Consider the following 10,528-nt stretch of genomic DNA (forward strand, 5'->3'; position numbering starts at 1 on the left):
GACTCAAGCATTAATGCAGTACGATCTTCAAAGTTAAGATGATGGTATGACAATTTTATATACTCCATAAACCCTTTAAATTAATTAGGTGGTTTATGTCGCACTTCAAGTTTTACTCTGCCCTGGAATCTACAATATGGAACTGAGTAAAAAATGACTTATGAAATAAGTCTATTTTAATTTTTATTAATAAATAATTTTTTTAATATTAAATAAAATGAATTAAATAAGTGCATTTAATACAATTAAATGCTATTAAGATGTGCATTTATATTTAAAATAATTTATGTAAAAATAAAAAATTCCATTCTTAAAATGGGATTTTCTTCTAAAAAGGCTTATCTGCTTTGCCAGAATTGCTGTTGTAAACTGACCGTTTCAGCTTCAATCTCAGGTACTGGTCCAATCAACTCAATCTCCTTTTGTCCATGGCTAAAGATATAGTGTGAGCTGACACTCATCGTTGGGTTTTCCTGATGATTACCGGTACATTCAAGTAAATGTCCTTCCGAAATACCATAGACTACACAGCCTATATTGGCCCAATAGATGGTTCCAGCACACATACAGCAAGTTTCTACTGCCGTATAAAGCGTACATTGCCATAAATAATCTGCTGGATAATTGGTCGCAGCAATACGGGCTAATGTTGATTCTGCATGATTGACCGTATCAATATTACATTGGGTGAGCAGCACCGTTTCATGATCTGGCGCCACCAATACTGCTCCAAAAGGATGATGTCCCAGCTGGGTAGCACGCCGTCCCACGTCATTGGAAAGTCTTAAAAACTTTAATATCTGCTGATGATTTGGACGGCTCATTTATTTATACCAGAATAAATTTTAAATGATTGAATGTTTAAATGGATAATTTGCATTTTAAGAAAGTGTGATTTATTTAAATATAGCTCCTGCTTGTTAAATAAAAATCTAATGGTTATTTTAAATAATATAACGTTTACTTAATCCCCATTCTGCCAATATACGTCGATAAGTTGTTGATGAGCGATCTGCTTCAAAATGTGCTTCCATTGAAATATCCAATGGCAGCTCTTCCGGTTTTTGACTTTCTACCAGTTCCTGGTCTTCAGCAAAGATCTGTGCATTAAAATCATAAACTGCCTGCAAATCGCCAGTGGTATCAAAATTTCGGGTTAATGGTACAAACAGTCTGGTTTGGTTGTGTGACACTGGACAGCAGGCATTCAGGATCTTAAGAATGCCTTCATTTGGAAAATGCACAGTTAATATCGCAGAAAATGGTGGATAGACATCAAACACGCGTTTCCATAAAAAGCCTTCAGGTGCCAGATGCTGCATGCCATGAGGATAATTGCTGACATTACTGACATATTCAGTATGCAGACCATAAGGCGTACGTTCGGTATTGTATTTCGGCACCACCGGATTATCACGATCAGCAAAAGCATTGTGATGTACCCAGGCAAAATGCGCTACATCAATAAAGCCTTCTAACTGACGACCACTCGAACCGGCAATATCCACAAATGGCGGTAAAATAGATTGATGTTCTGCGGTATCCCAGGTATCTAGTACCGGGAAATTGGCAGCACTTTCATTCCGACTAAACAGGCTGGTCCAGATCAGACCGTATTTTTCTACGACTGGAAATTTTGTGAGCGAGAAACGGTCTGAGATTTTAGTCAACTCGGGTTGCGCTGGGATTTTGATACATTTTCCCTGTTCGTTGTATTGCAGACCGTGATAGGGACAGACAATATTTTCCCCAGAAACCCAGCCCTTGCTCAGTGGTACACCACGATGCGGACAGATATCGCGTACCAGATGAATGACGCCGCTTTCAGTTTTATAAATTGCCAGTTTGACATCCAGCAAAGTCACTTGCTGTGGCTTTTCGTTCACGTCCTGAATACGTGCAACCGGATACCAATGATGCGCCAGAATCTCCCAATCCTGATCATCAAACTGGCTGTAGCATGGCTTGCTAAATACATTGATCATTGGAATAGCGTTCATATCAAACCTTTTTTCTGCAAAATCCTGAATATTTTTAATCCCCCTGAAACGTGGCTTGTGCTGGCTAGCGTTCCAGTTATTTACAATTGAAATTACTCGTTTTTTTACTTTTTCGTCTATTAGAATGTTTCGTATAAATCATTCTAAAAATTAGAACAGTACCTTGTAATACTTGCTTGGCTTGGACCTTAGCTGCCTGATTTGGCATAAAACTCGCATAAAGCTTTTATTGAATTTTAAGTACAGGTGAAACAGGCTTGAGTAAATTGATAAATACCCCGTTTTCACGCTTTTCTGATTACTTTATTGCAGTGGCGAAAAGTGGCAGTTTACGCAAGGCTGCGGATCAGTTGTTTATTTCGGTATCTGCAGTTCACCGGCAAATCGCCCTGGCTGAAGAAGAGCTAGGTATTGACCTGTTTGAACGTTTGCCAAACGGACTGAAGTTAACTTTAGCAGGTGAAATGTTATATGCCGATATTCTAAAATGGCAAAAGGAGTTTCAGCAGACCTGTATCCGCTTTGATGAAATTCAGGGACTCAAACGTGGCAGTATTGAATTTGGATTAATTTCTGCCTTGAGCGAAGGCTTTGTAATGCAGTCACTACAGCATATGTACGCGCAGTATCCTTGGATTAATTTCAATATACGGGTGGCAGACAGTGAAGTAATTGCCCGAAAAATTATCGATACCGAACTGGATTTCGGGCTGATTCTTAATCCCAAAGCCCATCATCAGCTGGAAGTACTGCATTTTCTGGAACTGCCTTTGGGCTTTGTCATGTCCAAACAGCATCCCCTAGCTGAGGCTGAACGAATCTATTTTTCAGATACCTTGGATGACAATCATTTTATTGCAGCAGAGCCGCTGATCATTCATGACTATGTACAGGCCATGTACAAACATCACAAATTCATTCCGGCACGCAAAACGGAATCTAATGATATCCGCTTGATGAACAGCATGATCAAGGCCAATACTGGTATTGGCATCTTGAGTTATCTGGATGTCTTCCCGGAACTGCAACGCGATGAACTGATCTTTAAACTAATTACGGAAAAAGGTGTACGTCCTTTGACCATTGCCCTTTGCGTGGCGCCAAAACGTCAGATTTCACGAGCCTCCCAGCTGATGATCAAGCATATCATTGAACAGATGGAACAATTAAAAAGTCAGATTTCTCAGCAAGCAGCCTAATAAATGATTTGTGATGTCTACCTTTTCCGTAAAGACGCGTTAATTCTCAAAATATGCTCACATATAAAAGAGAATGATCTTCAAATGCTAAAGAGTGTTCTAATTTCTTCAATACCTCATACAGATTTCTCTAATTTCAGTGAATAGCCTGTTGATCTATATTCAATCGAATAATACCGATTTGAGGCAATCATGAATAGTAAAACCATCCTCACGCATCAGCCTGACTTACCTGTTCATATGACATTTTCAGAACATGACTGGCATCTGTTAGCACAATACTGGTATCCGGTAGCCTTGGCACGCGAAGTCTCTGAACAGCCAATCGGGACCATGCTGCTGGATATGCCCTTGGTAATTTATAAAATGGAGGATGAAATTATTGTGGCGCGAGATACCTGTCCACATCGAGGGGTTGCTTTAAGTCTGGGAAAAAATGATGGACAAGGTGTAGTTTGTCCTTATCACGGTCTACGCTTTGGATCAGGTGGAAAATGTAATCGTATCCCGGCCCATCCGCAGCAAAAAATCTCTGAGCGTTTCAATCTAAAAACCTATGCCGCCGTAGAAAACTATGGTCTGATCTGGTGCTCACTGCTGGCAGATAAACAGGCTGAGGCAAATATTCCGCAAATGCCTTACTGGGATGAAGCAGATTACCAACAACTGGTTTGCCCGAAAGTTGATATTCAATGTTTTGCCGGTCGGCAGCTAGAAGGTTTTATTGATGTCGCACATTTTGCCTGGGTACATCCAGATACTTTTGGCGATCCGGATAATTCAGAAGTGCCCGATTATCAAACCTATGAAACAGATTATGGCTTTGCTGCTGACTATATCAGTACCGTTGGACGCTATCCGATCGGGCTGGATCAGCGCGGTGCAAAAGACTTTAAATGGCTACGCCATTTTGAAATCAGTATACCCTTTACCGCTACCTTGACCATTCATTTTCCAAATGATGCCAAACAGGTCATTATGAATGCAGCTTCGCCTATGACAGCACGTACTACGCGGCTGTTTGCACCCATCTGCCGGAATTATGACAAAGACCTGCCAGTTGAAGATGCTTATGACTTTAACCTGAAAATTTTTGAAGAAGACCGGTTAATCGTCGAAAACCAGAAACCTGAATATCTGCCTTTGGACTTGTCTTTAGAAGCACATTTCCCGGCAGATCGCAGTTCCAGCATGTACCGGAAATTATTGCGTAAGCATGGATTCAGTCCTTTATTTGCGGCTTGAGTTGAAATGAAAGGCTCTGGTTTTGGCTGGATTATTTTCCAGCTTTCAGTTTGAACAGTGGATCAGAGTCTTTCTTGAATAACACATACTTTCAAAGAAATAATAACAAGCGTTAAGCATAATATGCCTCTCTTTTCTTTGAGAACCGTTCTAACTGCTTCAGGAACCCTTCAAAATAATCTTTCTGTTTTTCTTCAGTGCGATAGCCTGCAAATAAAGTCCGGCGTAATCCTTCAGGTGCGACGCAATCCAGACGACGGGAGCTTACCCAGCCTTTCTGCTCATATTCATTCACCACCCAGTCCGGCAGTGCTGCAATGCCGCGTCCACTTGCCACCAGCTGAATCAACATCTGGGTTAAATCAGTCGTCCGGATCTGCTTTGGTAAAATATTTGCGGGAATAAACAGGCGTGACATGATGTCCAGGCGATGTTTATCCACCGGGTAAGTCACCAGTGTTTCTTCTGCCAGTTGCTGTACACTAATCTCTTTGGCACGTACCAATGGATGAGTATTAGAAAGTACCAAACGTGACTCATATTCAAAAATCGGAAAATACTCTATCCCTTTTAATGCGATCGGATCGGCGGTAATCAGCAAGTCAAACTCACCAGTTTGTAAAAGCTCATGCGGATTGGCTTCAAAGCCTGAGGCAAAATCTAAATCTACATCTGGATATTGGATGCGATACTGATTGAGTAAAGGCATCAGCCAGTCAAAGCAGCTATGACATTCAGAGGAGAAAATAATACGTCCCGTCTGTCCATGGACAATGCGAGTAATATCACTTTGAGCAATCTGTACCTGAGGCAATATTTCATCTGCCAGTTTAAGTAATCGCTGTCCAACATTGGAAAAGCTCACAGGCCGACTGCGGCGATTTACGACTTCTACGCCAAACCATTGATCAATTTCACGCAATTGATGAGATAAGGCTGAAGGTGTAAGACACAGATCTCCTGCAGCGGCGACCAATGAACCATGTTCTCGTAAAGCAACTAAAGTTTTTAAATGACGAAGTTCTAACATGTCTTCCTGTAGAATTTTCATAAAGCATTTTCAATATGCTGATCATAAAGCATAAAATTTTTATCTGTTAGTTTTTTTCAGCTTTAAATAACAATGATGATATTTATTCAATTTATATTTATAGATACTAACATTCCTAGCAGATGACCCGACTTATATTTTAAAAGCTAATTTTGAAAACAAGAATGATTTGATGGTGAGGCTTTGCCTTCAGCAAATTCTGGATTTTATCCAGCCCTAGAGTAATACCATTCACTGGATCATCTTGAATCGCATCAACTGGTAATGCGCCAAGCAAGCCAACCCGACTCATCCACAATAGGATAAAGTTGGTATTAAACTGCCCGCCATTGTATAAAATATCACGCTCACCATCACCAATTGATACCATTGGAAATGCGGCTTTTAATGCCGGATGCTGGGTAGATGCCCCCAGCAGACTGGTAATACCTAGATAAGAAACACCATAGAGACCAATATTGCCATTTGACCATAACTGTTTGCCAGCCCAGTCAATAATTTCAAAACTGTCCTGCTGTTTAATGCCATCAAATGCCTGCCATACCCCTTCTGAAGAACCGGTACCATGTACATCTGCAGCTACTGTGGCATAACCACGGCCTACAAACTCAGGATTCGGGCCGCCTGCCATATCCGCAATCTGGCCTGCAAGGCCTGTATTGTAGAGTGTCTGGATTAAAATCACTGGATGTGGTTTAGTAAAATCGGGTTGTTTATTCTGATCAGCTGGCAAGGTAACACGAATTGCGATTTTGGTACCATCACGCATTTTAATCCACTGTACAGGCAAAGTAACCATATTGGGATAATCATAATCGCGAGTGTAATTACTCTATTGTGCATCTGAATTTGTGAGTAATGGTCGTTGAACTTGACTTTCGAACTGTCGTGTTCCTAATTTAGTATTTTTTAATGTAATGGCAGGTTGTGTCATGCCTGTAGAGTCAGTAAAAGATTGTGGTTCTAGGTAACTTAAATCTGAAGTGACTTGCTGAGGGGGGGGAAGTTTTATTGACCACACCCGCGGTCACGGTCACTGCAACCACACAGTGACCGTCGCTGCCATAGCAGCATAAAGTTTATTGAGCAGCTTCATTACTTATATCCTAATTATTAGGATGATGCATTCCTCGATCAATGAGACATGCATTTTTATCTATGTTCATAGTTTTTATTAAGTTTGATTTGACGAAATGATCTCCTTCTCTCTGTTTTTCTTTTTAGATCACTTCTTAACACTGCATTTATAAACTGACAATGCTCCTTGTCTGTTATAAAAATTCTTATACAAAACTATGCTTATTCACATCTTGATAGATTTTAGAAATTTCTGATTGAGAAAAAATTTTATAGAAATGTGATTTTCAAGACATTTTTACAAGATATTGCAACGTTACAGTAGATAGGTGAAATGTATTATTCATTATAGGAATAAGCAGATCCCAGATCTTGACATGTTATAAAAATAATCAATGCATCAAGAGACTGTAATTTATTACACCCTAACAATGAAAACTACAAATGCTGTTCTAGATTCTATTTATCCCGAGATAGCGAAAAAGCTGGATCGGAGAGCTAAATATAATTCCTTACCCTGTATTTTATTTTTAGACATTGACGGTACACTTTCAGAATTTCATCCAGATCCTGAACAGAGTTTTATCCCCTCTTCTACCCTAAATAATATTGCACAAATCCAGCAATTTTTACCTTTATATCTGGTTACTGGACGTTCTATCGAGCAAGCACAACGACTGATTCAGCCTTATCGCTGGAATATTATCGGATCACATGGCGTAGAGCTGCTACAGCAAGACGGTATAGGTCGAAAACTTTTTTATATCAATCACAAAGAACTTGAACAACTCAAATCTAGTGTACTTGAGCAGCAGCATAAATGGCAGCCGATCCGGGTAGAAACTAAAACCCATTCAGTTGCCCTGCATTTCCGTGAACATCCTGAATATGCAGATCAGGCAAAAGCCATTATTGATAATTATCTTAAACAATTTACAAGTTTTGAATTAAAAAGCGGCAAATGTGTCTATGAACTGGTTCCCCACGGTTGCAATAAAGGTGCGGCAATCCAGCATATTTTAGAGGATCTTGAAGCTGAGCAGTTTTACCCCATTTTCATTGGGGACGATTTAACGGATGAAGCTGGTTTTCACATCATTAATGACTATGGAGGTATGTCAATCAAAGTTGGCCCAGGAGAAAGCGCAGCCAAAGCTCGTTTAGACGACGTGGCAGATGTCGGTTTTTTCTTACATGAATTTTTAACATCACTAAAAGCGTTAAAACAAGAAATGAAAGGAGAAAAAACGTGTCCCGACTCATTGTATTATCCAACCGTGTAACATTACCGAATCCGAATGCCACTCAGGCAGGTGGTCTTGCGGTTGCTCTGGAAGATGCCCTAAATGGTATAGGCGGCATCTGGATGGGATGGAATGGCAAAAAGACGGCATATAGGCAAAATTCCTTTGACGTCCTGAAAGATCAGCAGATTGAATATCATACCTGTAGTTTCTCTGAAGCTGAATATCAGGGTTTCTACTGCGGTTTTGCGAATGGTGCACTATGGCCGCTAATGCATGACCAGAATCAATATATTGATTACTCAGATCAGGATTACCGGATCTATCAGGATGTCAATTTTAAGTTTGCCCGCCAGTTGCAGAAAATTATTGAACCGGGTGACATGATCTGGGTGCATGACTATCATTTCTTAAGTGTTGCACATTACTGCCGTCAGTTGGGCATGCGCAATCGTATCGGTTTCTTCCTGCATATTCCATTTCCAGAGACACAAAAGTGGAAAGATCTAGCCTGCAGCCAGCATCTTGCAGCGCATCTGGCACAGTACGACCTGCTTGGCATGCAAACGCAGCAGGATCAGAGAAACTGTTATGATTTCCTGAAAACTACCTTGTCTCTAACTGCACATACCAACAATATTCTGCGTAATGGACAGCGTCAGGTAGAAGTAAAAGCTTATCCGATCAGTGTGCATCCTACTGCAATCCAGCGTCGTGCGGGACAACTCACTGATACTGAACTGCCATTTGATTTCAGTTCATCACCTGATGTTAAACATATCATTTCAGTAGACCGAATTGACTATAGCAAGGGCTTATTACAGAAGGTGGATGCGCTGCGTCAATGTTTCCAGGAAACTCCTGAAATGTTGTCGAAGATACGCCAGTTTCAGATTGCCTGTCCTTGCAGACTGGAAGTTCCGACCTATGCCAATCTGTATCGGGATTTAAAACGAGGTGTCGATCAGCTGAATCAGGATTTCTCTCATACAGATCAACCGGTCTTTGACTGTCATTATGATGCTTTAGGCCATCATGCCTTGATGCGTTTATATCGCAAGTCGGAAATCTGCTGGGTCAATTCGGTACGTGATGGCATGAATCTGGTAGCGAAGGAATATATTGCTGCTCAAGATCCAGAAAATCCGGGCATTTTGATTCTGTCCAAATATGCGGGTGCTGCTGAGCAGATGCGTGAAGCTTTACTGGTCGATCCTCATGATAACAACAGCATGATCAAAGCCTTAAAGCTGGCAGTAAAAATGCCAAAGTCTGAACGTATTGCACGTTATCAGGCGCTATTTCAAGGCCTAAGGGACTATGACATAGTGCATTGGCGTGATTGTTTCTTAAAAGATCTTAAACACGTAAGTAGCCAGTATATTTACCAGCCACTTAGTAAGTCACCCTCTCACGATCTTTATTTACAGCATTAAATTGCTTTGATTTAAACAAAAAACACCAGCTTTATGCTGGTGTTTGTGTTTTTTCTGCTTCTGCCGCAGTTGCTGGAGCAGAAGTCAGCTGGTTCAGTACAGTAATACTGATCAGGCCAACTGCAATGATAAAGAATACCTGGCTTAGACCTATGATCTCGCTTCCGAATCCCACCAATGCTGGCCCAAGCAAAGAACCGGTATAAGCAAATACAGAAACATAAGATAAAGCAATATGTTTTGGTAATTCAGTTTGACGTCCTGCACGTGAGAACATCAACGGAACGATATTGGCGCTACCCAGACCCAGGATCGCATAGCCAATCAAAGCCACATACCACACTGGTGCAAATACCACAGTCAGAAGACCCAAACCTGCCAAAGTGGCACTGTACAGAATCGTGTTCTTTTCACCAAAGAAGCGAATAATCAAATGGCCACTTAAACGTCCTGCAACCATTAAAGCAGCAAAGCAACTGTAAGCTAGACCAGCTTGAGATGCTTGAACTTTAAATTGAGTATTCAGGTAAATTCCACTCCAGTCCATCGCTGCGCCTTCAGACAGAAAAGCGATAAAACAGATCAATCCCATGCAAAGAATTGCAAATGTTGGACGTGGTTTATGGGCAACTTTCTGGGTAGTATCTTCAGATTCTGTTGCTTCAGCTGCAGCTTCTGCTTTTAGACAGAATGGCACAGCAAATACCATGATTAGTAAAATGCTCATACTGATCACCAGTACACTCAAAGGCAGTGCAAGACCAAATGCCAGCATACTGGTCATACCCAACACACCTGCCAAACCACCCAGGCTACATACGCCATGGAACAGTGACATCATGCTTTTACGTTGCTGACTTTCCAGTTTAATTGCCTGAAGGTTAACCGATACGCCGAGTGCGCCAGCGCTAGCACCGAAGCAGAATAAAGCGGCTGCCAATAGCAATTTAGTCGGGCTAAATGCCAATGCAGGCAGAATCAAAACAAATGCAGCCAGTACCGTAGCAATAACGGAACGACAGCCGTAACGATGTGCCATACGACCTGCCAATGGCATGGCAATCATTGAACCTACGCCCGCGGCAAGCAATAGCACACCGAAATCCGAATGGCTCAAATTCAGGCGCTGCTGCACCAGTGGAATCAACGGTGCCCAGGCAGCGGTACTAAAACCTAGAGCGAAAAAACATAGTGCAGTGGCAATACGTTGCCAATGACTACGTGGAAGCGCACGAAGAGAAGCAGGTAATAACGGAGCGTACATAGTAAGAACCAG

At 41.3% G+C, this 10,528-nt stretch carries 9 protein-coding genes; 4 read left to right on the forward strand and 5 right to left on the reverse strand.

The window, feature by feature from the left end; genetic code table 11:
* Window positions 1-338: 338 nt before the first annotated feature.
* Both C3420_RS06785 and C3420_RS06790 read right to left on the reverse strand, forming a co-directional pair.
* Window positions 339-824, reverse strand: a complete 486-nt coding sequence (locus C3420_RS06785) for a nucleoside deaminase (protein ID WP_103799991.1) — start codon at window positions 822-824, stop codon at window positions 339-341.
* Window positions 825-944: 120 nt separating this feature from the next.
* Entirely contained in the window at window positions 945-2,000 is a 1,056-nt protein-coding gene (locus tag C3420_RS06790; RefSeq protein ID WP_103799992.1) for an aromatic ring-hydroxylating oxygenase subunit alpha, read from the reverse strand.
* A 269-nt stretch (window positions 2,001-2,269) separates the two neighbouring features.
* Here C3420_RS06790 and C3420_RS06795 point away from each other — a divergent pair, with 269 nt between their 5' ends.
* The gene (locus C3420_RS06795) at window positions 2,270-3,199 is read left to right on the forward strand and encodes a LysR family transcriptional regulator (protein ID WP_034434237.1); all 930 of its coding nucleotides are present in this window, start codon (window positions 2,270-2,272) and stop codon (window positions 3,197-3,199) included.
* Window positions 3,200-3,391: 192 nt separating this feature from the next.
* A complete protein-coding gene (locus tag C3420_RS06800; RefSeq protein WP_103799993.1) occupies window positions 3,392-4,444 on the forward strand; it encodes a Rieske 2Fe-2S domain-containing protein in 1,053 nt (350 codons plus the stop codon).
* Between the two features lie 112 nt (window positions 4,445-4,556).
* Here C3420_RS06800 and C3420_RS06805 read toward each other — a convergent pair whose 3' ends face one another.
* Both C3420_RS06805 and C3420_RS06810 read right to left on the reverse strand, forming a co-directional pair.
* A complete protein-coding gene (locus C3420_RS06805) occupies window positions 4,557-5,474 on the reverse strand; it encodes a LysR family transcriptional regulator (RefSeq protein ID WP_103800038.1) in 918 nt (305 codons plus the stop codon).
* Between the two features lie 160 nt (window positions 5,475-5,634).
* A complete protein-coding gene (locus tag C3420_RS06810) occupies window positions 5,635-6,294 on the reverse strand; it encodes a CocE/NonD family hydrolase (RefSeq protein ID WP_171294450.1) in 660 nt (219 codons plus the stop codon).
* A gap of 709 nt (window positions 6,295-7,003) precedes the next feature.
* On the opposite strand from C3420_RS06810, the gene otsB reads away from it, so the two are divergent.
* Together otsB and C3420_RS06820 are read left to right on the forward strand one after the other, a co-directional pair.
* Window positions 7,004-7,855 carry a trehalose-phosphatase gene (gene otsB / locus C3420_RS06815; RefSeq protein ID WP_228152946.1) on the forward strand — a complete coding sequence of 284 codons (852 nt, stop codon included), beginning with the start codon at window positions 7,004-7,006 and terminating at the stop codon, window positions 7,853-7,855.
* The gene (locus tag C3420_RS06820) at window positions 7,822-9,252 is read left to right on the forward strand and encodes a trehalose-6-phosphate synthase (RefSeq protein ID WP_103799995.1); all 1,431 of its coding nucleotides are present in this window, start codon (window positions 7,822-7,824) and stop codon (window positions 9,250-9,252) included. The genes otsB and C3420_RS06820 overlap by 34 nt, the downstream gene beginning before the upstream one ends.
* Before the next feature lie 31 nt (window positions 9,253-9,283).
* Here C3420_RS06820 and C3420_RS06825 read toward each other — a convergent pair whose 3' ends face one another.
* On the reverse strand, window positions 9,284-10,516 hold the full coding sequence (locus C3420_RS06825) for an MFS transporter (RefSeq protein ID WP_171294451.1): 1,233 nt from the start codon (window positions 10,514-10,516) through the stop codon (window positions 9,284-9,286).
* Window positions 10,517-10,528: the final 12 nt, after the last annotated feature.

The sequence above is a fragment of the Acinetobacter sp. ACNIH3 genome, from assembly GCF_002918965.1.
Classification (GTDB): Bacteria; Pseudomonadota; Gammaproteobacteria; order Pseudomonadales; family Moraxellaceae; genus Acinetobacter; species Acinetobacter schindleri.

What these genes read in the sequence shown, in the direction of transcription:
- C3420_RS06825 (WP_171294451.1), bottom strand. Translation starts at nt 10,516, where the DNA reads ATGTACGCTCCGTTATTACCTGCTTCTCTTCGTGCGCTTCCACGTAGT.
- otsB (WP_228152946.1), top strand. Translation starts at nt 7,004, where the DNA reads ATGAAAACTACAAATGCTGTTCTAGATTCTATTTATCCCGAGATAGCG.
- C3420_RS06790 (WP_103799992.1), bottom strand. Translation starts at nt 2,000, where the DNA reads ATGAACGCTATTCCAATGATCAATGTATTTAGCAAGCCATGCTACAGC.
- C3420_RS06805 (WP_103800038.1), bottom strand. Translation starts at nt 5,474, where the DNA reads ATGTTAGAACTTCGTCATTTAAAAACTTTAGTTGCTTTACGAGAACAT.
- C3420_RS06810 (WP_171294450.1), bottom strand. Translation starts at nt 6,294, where the DNA reads ATGGTTACTTTGCCTGTACAGTGGATTAAAATGCGTGATGGTACCAAA.
- C3420_RS06785 (WP_103799991.1), bottom strand. Translation starts at nt 824, where the DNA reads ATGAGCCGTCCAAATCATCAGCAGATATTAAAGTTTTTAAGACTTTCC.
- C3420_RS06800 (WP_103799993.1), top strand. Translation starts at nt 3,392, where the DNA reads ATGAATAGTAAAACCATCCTCACGCATCAGCCTGACTTACCTGTTCAT.